The 17,917-nt window shown below is 36.4% G+C and carries 20 protein-coding genes; 5 read left to right on the forward strand and 15 right to left on the reverse strand.

What is annotated here, in order from left to right; all coding sequences use genetic code 11:
• Positions 1-53: 53 nt before the first annotated feature.
• A complete protein-coding gene (locus C9J41_RS10030; protein WP_107247166.1) occupies positions 54-371 on the reverse strand; it encodes a DUF4144 family protein in 318 nt (105 codons plus the stop codon).
• Between the two features lie 281 nt (positions 372-652).
• Between C9J41_RS10030 and C9J41_RS10035 the strand changes: the two genes are divergently transcribed.
• A complete protein-coding gene (locus C9J41_RS10035) occupies positions 653-1,009 on the forward strand; it encodes a YibL family ribosome-associated protein (protein ID WP_006643799.1) in 357 nt (118 codons plus the stop codon).
• Positions 1,010-1,147: 138 nt separating this feature from the next.
• On the opposite strand, the gene C9J41_RS10040 is transcribed toward C9J41_RS10035, so the two are convergent.
• The 5 genes from C9J41_RS10040 to C9J41_RS10060 all read right to left on the reverse strand — a co-directional run bounded on the left by C9J41_RS10040 (position 1,148) and on the right by C9J41_RS10060 (position 5,223).
• Positions 1,148-1,813: a YdcF family protein gene (locus tag C9J41_RS10040; protein ID WP_107247165.1), complete on the reverse strand. Its 666-nt coding sequence runs from the start codon at positions 1,811-1,813 to the stop codon at positions 1,148-1,150.
• 436 nt (positions 1,814-2,249) lie between these two features.
• On the reverse strand, positions 2,250-2,789 hold the full coding sequence (locus tag C9J41_RS10045) for a YaeQ family protein (RefSeq protein ID WP_199187085.1): 540 nt from the start codon (positions 2,787-2,789) through the stop codon (positions 2,250-2,252).
• A 179-nt stretch (positions 2,790-2,968) separates the two neighbouring features.
• Positions 2,969-3,277, reverse strand: a complete 309-nt coding sequence (locus C9J41_RS10050; protein ID WP_107247164.1) for a GIY-YIG nuclease family protein — start codon at positions 3,275-3,277, stop codon at positions 2,969-2,971.
• 124 nt (positions 3,278-3,401) lie between these two features.
• The gene (locus C9J41_RS10055) at positions 3,402-4,061 is read right to left on the reverse strand and encodes a YceH family protein (RefSeq protein ID WP_199187080.1); all 660 of its coding nucleotides are present in this window, start codon (positions 4,059-4,061) and stop codon (positions 3,402-3,404) included.
• Positions 4,062-4,248: 187 nt separating this feature from the next.
• Positions 4,249-5,223, reverse strand: a complete 975-nt coding sequence (locus tag C9J41_RS10060; protein WP_107208536.1) for a diguanylate cyclase — start codon at positions 5,221-5,223, stop codon at positions 4,249-4,251.
• A gap of 235 nt (positions 5,224-5,458) precedes the next feature.
• On the opposite strand from C9J41_RS10060, the gene C9J41_RS10065 reads away from it, so the two are divergent.
• Together C9J41_RS10065 and C9J41_RS10070 are read left to right on the forward strand one after the other, a co-directional pair.
• Positions 5,459-5,911, forward strand: coding sequence for a DUF3069 domain-containing protein (locus C9J41_RS10065; RefSeq protein ID WP_107208535.1), 453 nt, complete (start codon positions 5,459-5,461; stop codon positions 5,909-5,911).
• 319 nt (positions 5,912-6,230) lie between these two features.
• On the forward strand, positions 6,231-7,514 hold the full coding sequence (locus C9J41_RS10070; RefSeq protein ID WP_107208534.1) for a winged helix-turn-helix domain-containing protein: 1,284 nt from the start codon (positions 6,231-6,233) through the stop codon (positions 7,512-7,514).
• Between the two features lie 35 nt (positions 7,515-7,549).
• Here the strand turns inward: C9J41_RS10070 and C9J41_RS10075 are convergent, their stop codons facing one another.
• The 8 genes from C9J41_RS10075 to cobU form a co-directional block, all read right to left on the reverse strand.
• Positions 7,550-7,999 (reverse strand): NfeD family protein, encoded by a 450-nt coding sequence (locus C9J41_RS10075; RefSeq protein ID WP_107208533.1) that lies wholly within the window; start codon positions 7,997-7,999, stop codon positions 7,550-7,552.
• A complete protein-coding gene (locus C9J41_RS10080) occupies positions 7,996-8,925 on the reverse strand; it encodes an SPFH domain-containing protein (RefSeq protein WP_107208532.1) in 930 nt (309 codons plus the stop codon). The genes C9J41_RS10075 and C9J41_RS10080 overlap by 4 nt, the downstream gene beginning before the upstream one ends.
• Positions 8,926-9,114: 189 nt before the next feature.
• Positions 9,115-9,390, reverse strand: coding sequence for a hypothetical protein (locus C9J41_RS10085; RefSeq protein ID WP_105062330.1), 276 nt, complete (start codon positions 9,388-9,390; stop codon positions 9,115-9,117).
• A gap of 506 nt (positions 9,391-9,896) precedes the next feature.
• Positions 9,897-10,502, reverse strand: coding sequence for a histidine phosphatase family protein (locus C9J41_RS10090; RefSeq protein ID WP_107208531.1), 606 nt, complete (start codon positions 10,500-10,502; stop codon positions 9,897-9,899).
• 325 nt (positions 10,503-10,827) lie between these two features.
• Positions 10,828-11,307, reverse strand: a complete 480-nt coding sequence (locus tag C9J41_RS10095; protein ID WP_107208530.1) for a hypothetical protein — start codon at positions 11,305-11,307, stop codon at positions 10,828-10,830.
• A gap of 729 nt (positions 11,308-12,036) precedes the next feature.
• Positions 12,037-13,503, reverse strand: coding sequence for a cobyric acid synthase (locus tag C9J41_RS10100; RefSeq protein WP_107294514.1), 1,467 nt, complete (start codon positions 13,501-13,503; stop codon positions 12,037-12,039).
• 35 nt (positions 13,504-13,538) lie between these two features.
• Positions 13,539-14,165: a histidine phosphatase family protein gene (locus C9J41_RS10105; protein WP_107247160.1), complete on the reverse strand. Its 627-nt coding sequence runs from the start codon at positions 14,163-14,165 to the stop codon at positions 13,539-13,541.
• Between the two features lie 15 nt (positions 14,166-14,180).
• The gene (cobU, locus tag C9J41_RS10110) at positions 14,181-14,735 is read right to left on the reverse strand and encodes a bifunctional adenosylcobinamide kinase/adenosylcobinamide-phosphate guanylyltransferase (protein ID WP_107208527.1); all 555 of its coding nucleotides are present in this window, start codon (positions 14,733-14,735) and stop codon (positions 14,181-14,183) included.
• Between the two features lie 258 nt (positions 14,736-14,993).
• Here cobU and C9J41_RS10115 point away from each other — a divergent pair, with 258 nt between their 5' ends.
• Positions 14,994-16,097, forward strand: a complete 1,104-nt coding sequence (locus C9J41_RS10115) for a nucleotidyltransferase family protein (protein WP_107294515.1) — start codon at positions 14,994-14,996, stop codon at positions 16,095-16,097.
• Positions 16,098-16,187: 90 nt separating this feature from the next.
• Here C9J41_RS10115 and C9J41_RS10120 read toward each other — a convergent pair whose 3' ends face one another.
• On the reverse strand, positions 16,188-16,643 hold the full coding sequence (locus C9J41_RS10120) for a helix-hairpin-helix domain-containing protein (protein ID WP_107208525.1): 456 nt from the start codon (positions 16,641-16,643) through the stop codon (positions 16,188-16,190).
• Between the two features lie 380 nt (positions 16,644-17,023).
• Between C9J41_RS10120 and C9J41_RS10125 the strand changes: the two genes are divergently transcribed.
• On the forward strand, positions 17,024-17,833 hold the full coding sequence (locus C9J41_RS10125; RefSeq protein ID WP_107294516.1) for an alpha/beta fold hydrolase: 810 nt from the start codon (positions 17,024-17,026) through the stop codon (positions 17,831-17,833).
• Positions 17,834-17,917: the final 84 nt, after the last annotated feature.

Consider the following 17,917-nt stretch of genomic DNA (forward strand, 5'->3'; position numbering starts at 1 on the left):
GTTAGAAATGATTAGGCCGATTAAGCGTTGATAAATAAACAAACCTTTTATTGTTAAAATGACAATGATTCAATCGCATCATCTATTGCTCTAAACTGAATTTTGGTTAAACACATTTCTGCTTTTGAAAATTCATGGGCTTGAATCAAAGCTGTCACGGCCTCTAATGATAGAGGATCACCTTGCATTTGAAAGCAAAACGTATTGTTTTTGGAAAGAGTAAACGTAAACTGTTGACCATCACTATCGACGATAACATCTGCATCACTCCAAATAAGTGACTGGCATTCATCCATTAAGTCACTTTCTGAGCCTAGGTAAATGAGTTCATCATCACCTTCTAACTTAAAGAAACACGGCCAATTAATCATCACTCTTACCTCTTAAGTAAGTCGATATTTATCAAAAAAGAACCACAATACAAACACGGTTTACTGTCCGATAAGTGGCTAAAATAAGCGCTATACCATGTCACCAAAGATGAGTCGTGCTGCTTTTAAGTCTGTTTCCCTATCAGAACTAAAAATACTTTCATGATATTGCTCACGATTTAGCATATATAAGGTATAATATTCAGAACTCAATACCCTACTCGCTGAAAACACTGCGATTTGGTGTATTGCGAGCGTAAATACGAAGGTAATGAAAACACATGAATTTAAACCAAGAGCTTCAAAATCTTAATAACCGTATGGACAAGTGCCAGCGTAAACTTGCTGCTGCTATTCAACGAGATGACAAAGTTATCATCAAACAGTTTAAAGATGAGCTTACCAAGCTAAATAAAAAAGCTCAAAACGTTAAACACCGTAAATCATCTGAAGTGAGTAGCAAAGGTAAAGATGTTAAGTCTCTTGCTTTTAACCGTGTACTAACTAAAGCTGAACAAGCAGATATGGGCAAACTGAAGAAAACAGTTAAAGGCCTAGTTGTTGTTCACCCTATGACGGCTTTAGGCCGCAGCATGGGTTTAAAAGAAGTTACAGGTTACGCACCTAAAGCATTTTAATAGACTTTAAGTGTCAAAGAAAAAGGCGAACATTCATTGTTCGCCTTTTTGCTTTCTAAACGACTTTCTAAACTATAAGTTATTAAATAAAAATCAACTCAGCTCATCTTCTTTAACCAATACTATACGATAAAAGCATTAAGACGCTTTTGCTGTTAATTCTGCTGATAAATGCTGATCAAAACCGTAACTGACTAAACGCTCAAACGCATCCCATACTTCATTAGGTATTGGTTGTGGTGTTGAGAATCCTAACTCTGGGTAAAAACGGATACGCTGTAAATCACCAACCATCACGTTAATCAAATCACCAAAACTGATTGTATCATTTGCATAATCATCAAAACGAATTACCGGAGATGTCACGATAGCTTTCATGTTAGGCCATTGTTGTTCAAACGTCGCCAGTGTACGTCGCTCCATAAAAGGCTTTTGAACGAGAATAAAGCTGCTCGGTGTCAGCCCTTTTTGCTGTAATAAACGACGGGTAAAAAGGACATTCTCACCTGTATTGGTTGACTCAGGCTCAATCAAAATCGCCTCTTTTGGCACCCCCATATCTAGCGCTATTTTTGCAAAATGTTCGGCTTCTGAAGTGTTAAATAAGCCTTCGGTTAGCTCACCGACGCCACCAGAGAAAATGATACAAGGTGCAAGTCCTTGCTTATAAAGTTCTACCGCTCGCTCAGCGACACGTTCATCGTTACTTCCTAGCACAAAGATACAATCACTCTTTACTATCTCATGACTCAACTGGTGATAATCCCAAATTATGGTTGCTAGTTCATAAATTCGTTTAGGCATAAATCGTCCTTATTCGCAGCAAGATGAATGAATACTCTCTGATATTTCACGCTGTTGATACAGCCCTATATTGTTTTTTAATAAGGGATAAGTGGCATAATGCGTCTTAGTTATGATTGCATAATGACAAAGATAAGAAACTCACTTAATACTGATAAAACTGTTTCAATATTGATAATCATAATTAATCACAACTCACAAAAACGTAAAGCTGTTACTGCTTTATTATATAAGGCACCGACTAATAAAAACTGAATCAAATCATAAAACAAGCAAAAAAAAGGTGACATAGACTCGTCTACGTCACCTAGTATGTTTGGTCTTAACATTATAACTTACGGTATGACACGTTTAACTCGCTACTAATCCACTTCGGGGTTATGTCGTAAATTATTCGTATACAACCAATGTTAAGCGAAACATTTAATAATTAAAATTAGCGCTTCCACCATTCAGGGATGATTGTTACGTTCGCATTCGCCGCACTCAACCAAGCCTGTTCACCTTCGATTGTTAGCTGTAATTGCATGGTACGTTCCACCACACTTTCTAGCTGTTTCAACACTTCATCGCGAATATAGACCACAGAAACATTATCTAATGCATTGATTTTACTTTCATTTGCTTGCCACCAAATAGAAGCTGCATTATCACCATAAGCAAAAATAATCACCTTCTCTGATTTATGTGACGCTTTACGGATACGTTTCTCATCAGGCAAGCCAAGCTCAACCCATAATTCAATATCGTCAATTAAACTTTTCGTCCATAAATCAGGCTCTTCCGTACTACTTACACCTTTTGTAAACTGCAAGTTGTGATCCGCATTTAAGCCCCAAGCAATGACGCGTAACATGAAACGTTGTAAAGTTTCTGATGGATGACAAGCAATAGTATGTTGCTGATCTAAATAGACATGTCGATCCATGTCTGCCACGTTCATTTGTACTTTGTAAATAGTGGCATTGGTAGCCATATAGTAAACCTTATTATTCTGTTGCATGTTATACGCCCTCCGTTGAGGTTATGTCTTACATAATTAGTGCCATTTCTGGCGCGCATAACAGTAAAATTTTTGTCCTTTCGGCTAACTGTTTAAAAACAATTAGTTATCAATATGCTTTACAGCGGATGAGGATTGTATGTTACTGCGGCTTAATTTTGCGGAAATAACAGATAAAGATCAGTGTTTATTTTTATTAACTGTTCTTTGCGTGCTCTAGTCAGTGTTTTTTTTATTTTATATTCAAACACCATCGCATCACGCTTATTGAGTACTTTTTGCGACCAAGCCAATGTGAGTGGTCCTTTTCCTTTAAGGTACTTTGCACCTTTTTTACCGTGTTGATGCTCTGCAAACCGACGCTCTATATCGGTCGTTACACCGCAATATAACGTATTAGAGGAAGTTCTGATTAAATAGACATACCAAGATGTTACGTCTTTTGTCGTTTCTTTACTCATCCAATACTCATCTCATGAAAACAAAAACAGGTTCAGCAATGCTGAACCTGTTCGTGTGGGTATTCAATCATGGATGGTTTAATAGCGCAATAAAACAATGCTAAACGTATCCATTTAATCAGATCTATTCAGTTAATGAAGTAATGATTGCCTGTAACTCTGCCACTTTTTGTTTTAATTCTTCTACATCGTTTTCAAGTTGGCTAATACGTTCATTATTGCCTGAACCACTTGTTACAGCTTGTACTGCACTTTCATATGCTGAAATATCAATCTGACCACTTAGCAAATGCATGTAACGACAATCACGTTTACCTGGCTCTCGAGGTAGTTTTACAACATATGGGCCTTTCTCATCACTTGATAGCTTAGTTAACACAGCTTCAGCTTCACGTACGTCAGTAAATTCACACAACCGATTAGTACGAGTACGAATTTCACCGGCAGTTTGCGGCCCTCGAAGTAATAACACTATCATTGCTCCGAGCTCTTGTTTTGTAAATTGTAAACTACCAAACTCGGTATTACAGAAGCGATGTTGAAATTTCGATACTCGACTACCAAAACTGCTGACATCGGCAACCATACGTTTTGCTTTTAATTCCTCAACAGTGTCGAGTACTGTTGCTTCATCAAGTGACATAACAGGTTCACGGCTACTTTTTTGATTACATGCCGTGGTTAACGCATTAAGTGTCAATGGGTATTGATCTGGAGTTGTGATTTCTTTTTCAAGCATACAACCAATTACGCGAGCTTGATTTTGCGTTAAATTAATTTCCATGCCCATCTTTCACCCTTTATAAAACTAACTCATTAAAATTAGATAATATCGATATATTAACGACTACATTGAAGCTTTATTTTTGTTCTTAACAAGAGATTATCACGTTATATGCCAACAGCAAGCTGTAAAATTACAGTTTGTCTGCTTTTCAGACAACAATAACTTACTCTATTAACTCACAATATTAGTTTTCACTTTGATCAACAGGTAGATTAAGGTAATCCGCAGCAACATAATGATTACGCCCTTTTGCTTTCGCTTGATAAAGCAACTTATCTACTTCCTGATATAAATTCTCAATACTTTCTAAACCTGTAGGTATCCAAGAAATAGCACCTTGGCTCACGGTTAAAATTTTCGCTGTATCAGAATATTCATGTTTAATTGCTAAAGAGATAATCCCTTCTTTCAAGCGTTCACACTCTTTGATAGCTTGTTGACTATTACAATTACTTAGAAGGATAACGAACTCTTCACCACCATATCGTGCACAAATTTCTCCCGCACGGCTGAATTTAGTTTTCAACTGATATGCCAACAGCTTTAAGATAGTATCTCCTTCAATATGACCATAATGATCATTGAATGATTTGAAGTGATCGACATCAAGCATAATAATCGTTAGCGGCAAACCATTTCGGCCATGTAGCGACACTAGCTCACTCAATTTTTGATCGAGATAACGACGATTGGCTAAAGTAGTAAGGCCATCTTCATTGACTTGCTGTGACAATAGATCATTTGCTTGCTGTAGCTGAATTGAGGTTTGTTTTAATTGGCGTCTCATGACCGATATACGTTGCATAGCTTTAATTTTAGCCGATAGCACCATGCTATTAACAGGCTTGATCAGATAATCATCGCCACCTTTATCAATCGCCTCTGCGATGAGTTCAGGCTCTGAATGCGCACTCAGAAATATAATTGGTACCCATTCAGGAAAACACGCACGTATTTTCTGTGCAAGTTCTGTACCTTGCATATCTGGCATACAGATATCTAAAAGCACTAAATCGGGATCAAAGCTAGCATAACTGTTAAGTGCATCCTGTCCTGAAGAAAAAGCTTTAACCATATGACCCAGATTTTTCAACCTTAGTTCAAGATACAGTCGTTCAGATAAGACATCATCAACTAATAAAATGTTCATCGGCTTCATCAAGATACCTTAAGAGTATTTTTAGTCTAAGTTATTAAGCATTTTACATGCCTAATTTAATTTAGGCTTACAATGGATCAATAGTTGAGATGAAAACAAGCTTTTTAAGCATGATGGGACAATAATCACATCAAGGTAAAACATCGATTTATTACTGTTCTCTACATGATATATTGACATTTGACGTTAGAAATATAGGATTCTCCTCCTTAAACTTATGCTGTAGGAAAAAGCCATGTCTGAGATGAACAAAAACGATGATCAAATCGTTGAAGAAGAAACGTTAACGCTAGAAGACTGTTCACCAGAACTTCGTCAAGTTGTAAAATTTGAGAAAGTACCAGCAGAACTTATTGATATGCTAGTTAATGTCTACAAAGTTTCTGAGCCAAGTACACGCGAAGCATGGAATTCACTGCCTGCAAGTGCGCAAAATGTATTAGATAACTTCGAGCAATTTCATGCTCTAGTTGCACTAAGCCAAAGCTACTCAGGTGTTGATTTCCTAAGTGAAATGCAAGGTACAACGTTCCCTGAAGACATGAGTGCTGAAGAGCAAGCAGAATACAAAGCATCTGCACTTGATAAAGTTCTTCATAGCTGTGTGAAAGATATGTGTAAGCAACTTAAGAAAGCACGTCAAAATCCACCAATGAAACGTGAATTCAATATGATCTTTCAAAAGTAGTTATATTTTTATAACTATAGAACATAAGGAGTAGCATTTGCTGCTCCTTTTTTTGTTGGAAAAATGAAGTGCGAATGTAATCAAGATAACAAAGGAATAAGCATAACATCAATTTATAAAATGATATTCAACGCCTCAATTTGTCTTTTTGACTGCTGATATTGTTTTCATTTTACTAATCATACTCTACGGTTAAATCCCCTCTTAATTAAAAAGTTGCAACAATTTAAAATGCTCAATGCAAACTTAATGCAGCAGTTTTACATAACTTCGTGATATTATACAAAATTGAATGATTTCAATAGTTAGAGGTTCATGGATGCCAAATACTGAGCAGATAAGATTCCAGACAAATGTGTGTTATGTAGAGAGCCAAGGCGTTCTTAAAACACCAGAATCTACGCTCAAGTTAAACTTATCTGAGCAATACATTTTATCGTATCTCATAGATAATTATGGTAAACCCGTAACAAAAAATGAACTCTTAAATGTAGGTTGGCCCGATCGCATTGTAACTGAAGCTTCTTTATTTCAAGTCATTCGCGCTCTACGTGTGAAGCTGAATGAAGAAAAAAAAGGTGATGTAATAGAAACATTGCCACGTGTCGGTTATCAAATTCGAGAATTCACTCGAGAGACGGTTGATTTATCAGACTCTCAACGTTTATCTCCATTAAAGAAAATCGGAAAAAAAACAATCGCTCTTTCCGCCATTAGTTTAGTGGTGATTATCAGTGGAATCGCTTGGATGAAATATCCTTATTCTGGATCGCCAAAATACTATTTAATTGATAAAGATCGAGTTGGTAGCAATGATTTTACTTATATAGCGTCAAATGCTGAAGATCTCGCAGATCTACGGGGTAAAGTAAAAGAGATTATTAATCAACAAGTTAATAAGTTCGGCTCAATTACGACTAAAAATCAACGAGTCTATCTTTATAAGACAGATAGTTTTTATTCTGCGGCATGGTGCACGGTAGACAGCAATAAAGTTTGTAAAAAGAATAGTGATTTTAGCTATAAAATAGTACCAAATGAGTGGTCGACATTTGCTGATATTGTCGTTAACAATAAAAAGAACTATCACGGTACACCGATTATTCATACTGAGAATACGCAAGAACCAACGTCAATTGCCTACACGTCATATATTGATAAATCAGGTATTCAATCAAAGGTTACGCATCTCTTTCTTACTCCAACAAATAAAAACGGCATCTTTAATTATTCAATGATGTCTTTTATTCAAGAGAAAGAGAGTGGCATGTTTCACCCTCTCTCTATCAGCGCAGCCAAAGCAATATTGTATGATAAAGGTTCTCAGTTTTTGAAAACGGTGAAAATTGAACCTGAAATGTTTCACTGGTCTTATCAACCAAGTGTAAATTTTGATGAAAAGAAATCACTCGCTTTAAAGCATAGTAGTTTAGTTGAACAAGGTTTTCAAAATAATAAACCTTTTTTTAGTTACTTAGTGTACGAGCAACCTCATCTAGTATTAATGCTTGATAATACAACAGGATTTGTCTGGAATAACACCAGTGAAGCAAATCCTTATGCGATTTTTTCATACTCTTCATCAAGCTCAACAAATAAATAATTAAATGCGCAGTACTCTGTACTGCGCATTTTTTATTATGAAGGTTTTACAATTAAGGTTATTCCTTCTACATCAACGACCACAACCTTCTGCCCTTCAACTAAATCAACGTCTGTTTTAACACTCCATGTGGTATCACCAAGTTGCAATCGGCCATTTCCAGCATTCATTGCTTTTTCTACTGTAATAATTTGACCAATCAATTGAGCGCCACGTTGATTTAATTTTGAAACAGAGGCATCCGTTTTGTCTTTTTTATGCTGGTATCTCCACCATAACCAAGTGGTAAATAGCGCAAATACTGCAAAACAAACCCACTGTAAGGGCCATGAAACAGGTAACATTATTAATAAGACGCCGACTAGAACAGCTGAAATACCAAGCCATAATAAATACCCAGCAGTGCCAAGTAGTTCAAGTAGCAATAACACTAAGCCTAATGCTATCCAATGCCAGAAATTCATTTGTTCTAGTAAGTCGATCATGCATTCCCACCTTTATCTGTTTTATTACCCCATAACTCGGCAATACCGGCAACAGAACCCATCAAGCCCGTGGTTTCTAATGGCATCATGATGACTTTACCATTCTCAGACTGCCCTATCGCTTTTAGTGCTTCCGTATAGCCTTGCGCGACAAAGTAATTAATTGCTTTAACATCACCATTCGCTATTGCATCTGATACCATTTTCGTTGCTTTGGCTTCAGCTTCGGCTTCACGTTCTCTCGCTTCTGCTTGCAGAATCACTGACTGTTTTTCACCTTCAGCTTTTAAAATTTCTGATTGCTTTTGTCCTTCAGCACGGAGAATTTGAGCTTGGCGCACACCTTCAGCTTCCAAAATTTCAGCACGTTTGTTTCGTTCAGCTTTCATCTGCGCGTTCATTGCTGCGGTTAAATCTGTAGGCGGTTGTACGTCTTTTATTTCAATACGAGTGATCTTAATACCCCACGGATTGGTTGCTTGATCGACAATTGTGAGTAGGCGGCTATTAATGGTATCTCGTTGCGATAACATTTCATCAAGCTCCATAGAGCCCAACACCGTACGCATATTCGTTAACGTTAGATTACGAATAGCGAGTTCAAGATCTGATACTTCATATGCTGCTTTTGCCGCATCGAACACTTGAATAAAACAAACTGCATCAATTGTTACTGAAGCATTATCACGAGAAATAACTTCTTGCGCAGGAATATCTAACACTCGCTCCATCATATTCACTTTATTACCGACTTTATCAATAAAAGGAATAATCAAATTTAGACCTGGACGAAGTGTTTTGGTATAGCGTCCAAAACGTTCTACTGTCCATTCAGATCCCTGAGTAACAGTTTTAACACAGGATGCAATAATGACTATCGCAACAAAAATAAATATAGCAATGGTGATTAACGAATCGTATGGCATAGCGTCTCTCCCTAATAAGCGTTAAAGCATTGTACCATCGGGGTAAGTAAATATGCATCAACACACAAGAAATGAGACATAGTTAAAACAGAACAGTAAATCGTAGTTGACCAGAAAAAGAAAACGCCAAATGAATAAACATTTGGCGTTTAATTAAGTACTTATTGTGTATTGGTGATTGCTACATAATTAGCATTTACGCATAGTTACATCTTCAAACTCACCATCAATCACTGTATGTGCTGATTGTTGACGGTAATCCGTGTCAACTTTGCGATCTCGTCCAGCAAAACCTTCACTAAAAGTACGCTCTTCAAATTGAACACCTTCTGATGCTAATTTGCGTTTAATAAATGGTTTTGCAATTAATGCCACGACGCCCATTAAAAGAGCCATTATCGCAGCAAAAGAAACAGTAAATAATCCAATAACTACAGCAACAAAACCAGTAAGTAAATTTTTCATGGCTAAGCCTCTCTCTATAAAATTTAGATAGAACAATAGTTAACTCACTTGTTACTATTTTCTTTCTAAACTGATCTGCACTCTCTCGTAGCAGTTATTTTTAGCTTACAACTAAATTAACTGACTGAAGATGAACCGAAGATGAACATATAACCTATTGTTCACAATCTACGTATTCTCTAACGAAAACTGAAACTTACAAAAGACCGTTAGTGATAATACAAACTATAAAGAGCCTGTTTCTATATAAGGTGGGAGGTAGGACTATGGAATACCTACAACAATGAGTCAGCTCCGATCTCATCGAACCTTAATCCCGCCATGTCGGCGATGTCCTAACTTAACGTCACCGCAAGTTAGGTCGGCACAACCCGTGATAAGCCAGATTATAGTCGCTGATTACTATTATTCTCTGCACTCCCTGCTTCAAGCCGTCGCCTAAAGCTTTAAAACTATAACACTTTAAAATTTATAAAAGCAATAATAAACAGCGAGTACGTGTTGTTTTACACAGCTTCCACTGATACTTCACACTGTATGCGGCTAATCTTATGATCTGCTAATAAAAAAAATGCATTTTGTGGTAAATCTTGCTCAAAGGTTTCACTGTAGCTCATGGCAGCATATACCCCTCTGAACACTGCACCTGTTAGACCATGTGAAACAACGATAAGATGATCAGGAATTAAGTCATCATGTAAAAAATCTTTAATTCGATGAACAACTGATTCATATGATTCACAATTTGGTGCTGAGAGATACCAATCACGATGATTCAATAGCTTCGGATTATTCTGAACTAAATCAGGAATAAAACATTTTTCCCAGTCACCTAAACTAAACTCTTTTAAGCGCTCATCAGTCGTTATTAAATTGCTATCTATTCCTAACTCTTCACAGACTATTTTGGCTGTTTCTATCGCTCTGCCAAGTGGACTGCAATAAACAGCCCAATGCTTTTTATTACCAATTTTTAGATTGATAGATGAGCCAATCATAGATGCTTGTTCTTTTCCTAATTCCGTCAAGCCTGAGTTACAATGTCCTTGTAAGCGTTGTTGAGCGTTAAACGTTGTTTGACCATGGCGTAATAGATAAATGCTTTTTGACATTGTATTCCCCTTGCGATAAGAAGAAATTACACCACTTACTACCTTACGACAAGTTGAATAGCCTTTTAATGTCAAAAAGGCATACATCAAGCCTTAACATAATGAACACAATGGGAATGGCTTGGTTTACAGGAACAAGAACGAATCAATAGTCTAACTGTTCTAAATTAAAAGTATCGTCTATATAGCTCAAGACAACTCCTCCTTGAGGATAGTCACAACGCAGATTGCTAAATCGACTACGTGCATGTGTGCAGAAGGAGAAAAGAAAGAGAGGGAGAAAAGTGAGTAAACCTTCTCCCATACATATGGTATAGCTATATATTTAGCGGCTCATCCAAATATCACTGAAGCGCTGTGTTGATATATGAAAAAACAAATCATCTTTTTGCTTATAAACATTAACAAATGTTTTTTCTATATCTACAAATTCTGTATTTCTAAATTGAGATACAACAAAGGTTAAATCATTATTAGTTTTAGGTGTATAAGCCCAGTAATTCAAATTGTCTTCATTTCTCTTACAATGCTTTTCCATCTCAATTTTCTTGCCATTAATGAGCATGGATACGGTACCATTAAGACCTTGAATATTGCATTGACTTAAAAAACGCTCAAAGCCATTATTGTTATACTTCGCTTTGTAGAGTTTAAAGAATAACTTTTTTCCACCGAGTTCTGGTGGCGTGATCAATGCAGATAAAACGTAATGTCCGTCAATACTTGATGAGTTCCAATCCTCTGCTTTCACATTTAATGAACACATCATCATTAATAAAGATGCGATACATAACAGCTTACTCATATTATTCCTTTAACATCAATAACAGCCACAATAAAAGAAGAACGTTCTTTTTAATCAGTTTAACAGCAATGTTATGCGTCATCAAAAGAATCATTGGCCCCATTAAAGCTAAACATGAAATTTTTATACATACTTTCTGTATTTTATTACCAACCTGTAAGGTAATTAATATTATGAATAGACATTGAACTGTATAAATCTGGGATTTATATCACTTTAATCTTCAGTCAATATTACTATTACATACTTAAATTTGCCCCTTATCGCAAAATGGTCAATTAAAATTTCATTTAATTTATGAGAGATTAACCGCACAAAATAACAACTAAGTAATCAAATTACTTGCTTAATTGTGAATCCTTTTCAGATTTCTCAATAGTATAACCCCATGTTAAGACTAGTAATATATTGACAAAGATAATACTAAATTCTCTATAAAAATAATTATTGTCAACTCCACTGCCTTTAAATGAAGGGATTTAATACCGCAGTTAAACCACTACTTGATGTTATATTTTTACATATATCCAATAAGTACCACGCCTGTCAATAAACTACATATTTAGCTTTTCCATTTTTTATGTCAATAGAATAAAAAAAGTACGTATTAAATATTATAAATACGTACATTACTTGATATAACTTAATGATAGCGTTTGTATATACCGCGTATTCCAGTAATAGAAAACCAATATAATATATTAATAACTATCTTTTGGATTCGACTAACTAAAACCCTAAGTTATTTAAGTCTAAATACTGCTCTACTGCATCTGCAATTATGTTAATCCCATCTTCTTTCGTTTGTTGAAAATCAGAAGTTCGGATATCTGTTAAACCAGCCCAAGCTAAGATTTCATTACAAGCCGATTGCAGCTCAAAGATCCCATGTAAATACGTACCAAAAACTTGATTATCTACACCTAACATACCATCCACTCCATCGGTGAGTTTAATAGGCGCATCTTGCTCTGTTTCAACAGACGTAACCCCCGCATGGATCTCGTAGCCTGTGACAGCAACGGTATTATTCGCGGTTAATGTTAAGGAGCCAGAAACTTGCTTAAGTTGCTTATGCTGCTTAATTTCAGTCGTTATAGGTAAATACCCAAGCCCTTGTGTATTTCCACTTTCCCCTTCAATACCATAAGGATCTGAAATTGACTCTCCAAGCATTTGATACCCGCCACATATTCCCATCACTTTGCCACCGAAACGCAAATGACGTTGTATCTGTTTATCCCAATGTTGAGATCGTAGATAATCTAGATCGCTGCGCACACTTTTAGAACCCGGTAAAATAATTAAATCAGCAGGGGGGATCGCTTGTCCTTTACCAATAAATTGTAGGTTAACCTGTGGGTGCATCCGCAACGGATCAAAATCGGTATGATTACTTATACGTGGAAACACGGGCACTATAACCGTAATAGCATTATCTTCTGCATCGATTTGTTGAACGTTAATGGCATCTTCAGCCTCTAACATTAAACCATGCAGATAAGGCAACACACCAATAACTGGTTTACCTGTTTTTTTCTCAAGCCAATCAAGCCCTGATTCTAATAATTTAATGTCTCCTCTAAATCTATTTATAACAAAGCCTTTCACTCGCGCTTGTTCAGATTTAGATAACAGAGCTAATGTGCCATAGAGATGCGCAAATACTCCTCCTCTGTCTATATCAGCAACAATAATCACAGGGACATCCGCTTCTTCAGCAAAGCCCATGTTGGCAACATCATTTTCACGAAGATTTATTTCAGCAGGACTACCAGCGCCTTCTATGATTACCGCATCATATTCTTCCGTCAGCCGCTGGAAAGATTCTAATATAGGCTTCATAACAACTTTCTTATAGCTGTTATAGCCAATCGCATTCATATTTTCCAACACCTTACCCTGAACGATTACTTGGGCTCCAATATCCGTATTGGGTTTTAATAACACTGGATTCATATGAACGGTGGGCTCAATGCCACAAGCGAAAGCTTGTACGGCTTGTGCTCGACCAATTTCGCCGCCATCTTTCGTTACAGCACTATTAAGCGCCATATTTTGTGATTTAAATGGCGCAACACGAATGCCTTTACGCGCAAGTACACGACATATTCCAGCGACAAGCACACTTTTCCCTGCATCTGATGTTGTGCCTTGAACCATTAATGTCCGTGTTGTATTCGCTATTTTATCCATGTTTTGTTTTATTAAATCCTATAAAGATATTGCAATTAATCACAAAATGGCGGCCATTGTAGCTGAGGCCAATCTTGTTGATTATCATGATAGACAGTAATGCGCATTCTGGCGGCATAAGGTAAATGAATGCGATGAAGGTAGGTGTTATTACGTGGCATTTCTAGTAACAGACGTAACAGCTGACGCATAACGCCAGAATGCGTAACCAATAAGATTTTTTTTCCTTTATGCTGTGTTAATAAATCTTGCCAAGCTCGCTTTATCCGAATATCAAACTGCTCTAGCGTTTCGCCATTATGTGGCGCTGTTCCGTCTTCACAAACGTGCCAGGGATCGTGCCAATAATGGTCAATATTATCCCCAAGTTGTTCAACTAACTGCTGACGCGTTAACCCATCCCAATCTCCAAAATCCATTTCTCGCCAACTATCACTATGCAAAACATTAATCATGAATTTATGTGCCATAAAATCAGCAAATGAAGAGCAACGTTGTAATGAGGAGCTTACAATACAATCAAGGTCTTTGAGATTTTCGATGGCCACCTTCATTTGCTCAAAACCTTGTTCAGTTAGTACAAAATCAGTGTGGCCTCGTAAACAATTATCACCTTCAGGTAAACCATGCCGTAGAATATCTATTTGGGTTATCTTTGCCATTAGATCCTCATCCTTTTATACAACGCTTAACGTCGGGCCTTTTAATACTTGTGGTATACCAGCAGTTACAAATATTACCCGTGCAGATTGTTTCGCAATCGCTTGATGCAGCCAACCACTCTCATCGACAAATCGACGAGAAACTTCACCTAGCGGCACTATTCCTTGCCCTACTTCATTACTCACTAAAATGATATGCCCTTTTGCTTCACTAATAGCGTGTAGAAAGTCTGTTTTTGCCTGTTGCCATGAATGGTTACCAATAGGTTGAAATAAGCAGTTATTTAACCATAACGTTAAACAATCGATCAGTAAGCATGTCTGATTGTTACTATGTTCACGAATAATATTTGCCAAATCATAAGGCTCTTCAATCAGCATCCACTTAGAAGGACGTTGCTGTTTATGAATTAGAATGCGTTCAGCCATTTCATTATCACAAGCGGTTGCTGTTGCTACATATTTAACAACCAAGCCAGATTGTTCTGCGAGCTGTTCCGCTAAACGACTCTTACCAGAACGTGCGCCACCCAAGATCAATTCTGTACCCAGCAACGGCTTTACATGCATAATAAACCTATTAATTATATAAAATACAGAATGTTAACTTATTAATACCATGCTGTATTGTGGCATTTCACAGTTATGAACATGGATAGAAAATATTTACAGTCACCAAATTTCAAACGGCAGCAATAGAAGCCAAAAGTGTCTTAATTTCAAGATTGCCTAGCAATAAAAATTCTCTTTCATTATGAGTAAATTTGATTTTTATTATTAAAGACTAATACTTAGACTATGAATTAAACAATCTATTAGGAAGAAATTATGGCTTCTCAACAAGTACGACTGGTTGATGTGTTGAGACTTCCAACGGTTTTGCTTTCCTTAGATTCAAGATCTCTCTACCAAATTATTACGGAAGCTCGATATTTATCATTACTAGGACAATTAAAAAAAACCTGTGAACGTAATGAAATTTGGCAAGATCTTCCTCTTTTCTTCCAGCAACAGCTAATTTCAGGCTTTCATAGTTATGAAAAACAAAAGCAATCATTAGAATTTGAACATCAGGAGTTAACCAAACAGTTTCAAGGTATATTACCGTCATGGCGCTATATTCGCGGTAGCGCATTACAACTTTCTGAAGTTGAGGCATTTTCGGGTAGGATTAAAAACAATATTGAGATATTAATTTCTAAGTCATTTGTAGAAGCTGTTTTACAACGGTTGTTATATAATGGATGGCGTTATAAATATATAACCGACTACGAGGAAACTTTCTATTGTCGTTGGTCTCAGCAAACGACGCCGTTAGTTCATAAAGAAAGACGAACTGAGTTAGCTATTCATTATCATTTATTACCTAAAACACTAACCCATAAATTAAAAGAAGCACCTTTACTTCACCATCATATATCTCCCAGTATTGCCCTACCAGCAACGCTTTTATCTCCTGAGGCTATGGTACTTCATCAGGCTATTATGCTCTTTAATCAAGTTGATTTTCATCATGGCTTACGTGATATATACGACTTAAATTTACAATTTCAGCATTATGGACAACAGCGATTATTCTGGCATAACTTAATTCAACTTCACCAGCAAATTGGAAAAGATAACAGCCTGTATCTTGCACTTTCATTATGTCAAAAATTATTCGATTTACCGATTCCTAGCAACATGCAGCAATATTTAAATCAATCACAATCCCAGCGTACAATTTTCTGGCTTTATAAAGATAGATTTACTGAAGTTATCAATCATGCTTTTCCAAAACACCAAAACTCTAATTACCATTTTGCAGTTAAATCATTACGCTTTCGTGGCCGTTTAAAACGTATGCCTATTTATGCAATTGTGCCGCACATTATTAAACGGAGTGTGCTTAATTTGATGCCACATGAGGAAGATGAAGAAATCATTTACTAATGCATTTCTCTTTAATCAAAAAACCTCTTAAGCACTTTCAACCAATAAGTAGCCTAGTGTGTTTAAGAGGCTTTATAGCGAAGATCTACTTTAGAACTTTAAGTATTTCTTCATTTTACCGACGCTTTTTTCGCCAAGCCCTGTGACCTTTTCTAAATCTTTACTACTTTTGAATTTTCCATTCTTTTTGCGGTAGTCAACAATCGCTTTTGCTTTTGCTTCACCAATACCAGGAAGTGATGCTGCAAGCTCTGAGGCTGAAGCAGTGTTCACATTAACGGCTTTAAGTTGCTTTTTAACTTCTGTTTTTGACTTTGTCGTGGACGCTTTTTTACTATCAGTTACTTTAGATGAAGATATCTTTTTTGCTTTATCTGCTTCTTTTTTCGCAGACTTCTTCACCTTGGTAATACAATCCATTTTTTTCTGCTTATCTGCCTTATATTTGGTTTCACATTTCTTGATAAGCTTAGTGGTATCGGTTGTAGCAGCCTGAGATGCAAATGGCACAATGAACGCAAGTGTTAATAATAATTTTTTAAACATTAGAAAACTCCTTTATAGATAATCCAGTGTAGATTAAAGACGATTGATACAAAAAAATAAAATAAAACATCATAAAGCGTTTAAACCATCGTTTTTATTCACCTTTACGGCTTAAACCATCAGTAAAGACTCTCACTTTCTTTTATTTATAGATTTATCCATATGTTTTTAAAGTGATTTTTATATCTAGTAAAGAAAACATAGCATGTAGTTTAATTTGTGTTCAATGTAGTGGTGGGTTATGCGATCTTGTTAGAATTATTACAATTATTCATTACTAAGTGGCTACCTTTGGCTATAAGATAGCTATCTTGTGGTCAGGTGAGCTAATAAATAACACCATGCTATGATTCACGCTTCTTGCGTATAAAGGACTTTTGATGACAGACAACATGCTTTTTTATAAAACCTACCCGCACCCAAGCAGTAATGAATGGGTAGTGTTTGTGCATGGTGCCGGTGGCAGTTCAGCAATTTGGTACAAACAGATTAAAGCGTATAAACAACACTTTAATTTGTTACTTCTCGATCTACGTGGTCATGGTAAATCCAATAACATGTTCAAAGACATGATCGCTAATCCCTATACCTTTAAAAGTGTGACGAAAGATATCGTTCATGTACTTAATCACTTGAAGATTCAATCAGCACACTTTGTCGGAATATCTCTGGGCACAATCATTATTCGTAACTTAGCAGAGATGGCACCAGACAGAGTTAAAACGATGATTTTAGGTGGCGCAGTAACACGTTTAAACACTCGTTCTCAAATTTTAGTGAAACTAGGTAATATGTGTAAGCACATTATTCCTTATATGTGGTTATATCGTTTATTTGCCTATGTTGTTATGCCGCAAAAAAATCAACGCGAGTCTCGACATTTATTCGTCAGAGAAGCGAAAAAGTTGTGTCAAAATGAATTTAAGCGATGGTTTAAACTGGCAACAGAAGTAAACCCCATCATGAAGTATTTTAAAGAAAAAGAACTGTCGATACCGACATTGTATTTGATGGGGGCAAATGACTATATGTTTATCAAGCCAGTAAAAGAGATGGTTCAACGACATAAATTTAGTTTTTTGACTGAATTAAAAGATTGCGGGCACGTTTGCAACGTAGAAAGACCGGATGATTTTAATCAACACTCGATCGAATTTATTAAACAACATAAAGCCAGTTATACGGCTTAACATTTCTATTGTAAAAAAGGCATAACGCTGCTTAATGATCTTTTTCTAGACCTTTAAGTGCACGTTATGCCATTTTTTTATGTT

Origin of the sequence: Photobacterium sp. GB-50 (assembly GCF_003026755.1) — a bacterium.
Taxonomy (GTDB): Bacteria; Pseudomonadota; Gammaproteobacteria; order Enterobacterales; family Vibrionaceae; genus Photobacterium.

What these genes read in the sequence shown, in the direction of transcription:
- C9J41_RS10030 (WP_107247166.1), bottom strand. Translation starts at nt 371, where the DNA reads ATGATTAATTGGCCGTGTTTCTTTAAGTTAGAAGGTGATGATGAACTC.
- C9J41_RS10035 (WP_006643799.1), top strand. Translation starts at nt 653, where the DNA reads ATGAATTTAAACCAAGAGCTTCAAAATCTTAATAACCGTATGGACAAG.
- C9J41_RS10040 (WP_107247165.1), bottom strand. Translation starts at nt 1,813, where the DNA reads ATGCCTAAACGAATTTATGAACTAGCAACCATAATTTGGGATTATCAC.
- C9J41_RS10045 (WP_199187085.1), bottom strand. Translation starts at nt 2,789, where the DNA reads ATGGCTACCAATGCCACTATTTACAAAGTACAAATGAACGTGGCAGAC.
- C9J41_RS10050 (WP_107247164.1), bottom strand. Translation starts at nt 3,277, where the DNA reads ATGAGTAAAGAAACGACAAAAGACGTAACATCTTGGTATGTCTATTTA.
- C9J41_RS10055 (WP_199187080.1), bottom strand. Translation starts at nt 4,061, where the DNA reads ATGGAAATTAATTTAACGCAAAATCAAGCTCGCGTAATTGGTTGTATG.
- C9J41_RS10060 (WP_107208536.1), bottom strand. Translation starts at nt 5,223, where the DNA reads ATGAAGCCGATGAACATTTTATTAGTTGATGATGTCTTATCTGAACGA.
- C9J41_RS10065 (WP_107208535.1), top strand. Translation starts at nt 5,459, where the DNA reads ATGTCTGAGATGAACAAAAACGATGATCAAATCGTTGAAGAAGAAACG.
- C9J41_RS10070 (WP_107208534.1), top strand. Translation starts at nt 6,231, where the DNA reads ATGCCAAATACTGAGCAGATAAGATTCCAGACAAATGTGTGTTATGTA.
- C9J41_RS10075 (WP_107208533.1), bottom strand. Translation starts at nt 7,999, where the DNA reads ATGATCGACTTACTAGAACAAATGAATTTCTGGCATTGGATAGCATTA.
- C9J41_RS10080 (WP_107208532.1), bottom strand. Translation starts at nt 8,925, where the DNA reads ATGCCATACGATTCGTTAATCACCATTGCTATATTTATTTTTGTTGCG.
- C9J41_RS10085 (WP_105062330.1), bottom strand. Translation starts at nt 9,390, where the DNA reads ATGAAAAATTTACTTACTGGTTTTGTTGCTGTAGTTATTGGATTATTT.
- C9J41_RS10090 (WP_107208531.1), bottom strand. Translation starts at nt 10,502, where the DNA reads ATGTCAAAAAGCATTTATCTATTACGCCATGGTCAAACAACGTTTAAC.
- C9J41_RS10095 (WP_107208530.1), bottom strand. Translation starts at nt 11,307, where the DNA reads ATGAGTAAGCTGTTATGTATCGCATCTTTATTAATGATGATGTGTTCA.
- C9J41_RS10100 (WP_107294514.1), bottom strand. Translation starts at nt 13,503, where the DNA reads ATGGATAAAATAGCGAATACAACACGGACATTAATGGTTCAAGGCACA.
- C9J41_RS10105 (WP_107247160.1), bottom strand. Translation starts at nt 14,165, where the DNA reads ATGGCAAAGATAACCCAAATAGATATTCTACGGCATGGTTTACCTGAA.
- cobU (WP_107208527.1), bottom strand. Translation starts at nt 14,735, where the DNA reads ATGCATGTAAAGCCGTTGCTGGGTACAGAATTGATCTTGGGTGGCGCA.
- C9J41_RS10115 (WP_107294515.1), top strand. Translation starts at nt 14,994, where the DNA reads ATGGCTTCTCAACAAGTACGACTGGTTGATGTGTTGAGACTTCCAACG.
- C9J41_RS10120 (WP_107208525.1), bottom strand. Translation starts at nt 16,643, where the DNA reads ATGTTTAAAAAATTATTATTAACACTTGCGTTCATTGTGCCATTTGCA.
- C9J41_RS10125 (WP_107294516.1), top strand. Translation starts at nt 17,024, where the DNA reads ATGACAGACAACATGCTTTTTTATAAAACCTACCCGCACCCAAGCAGT.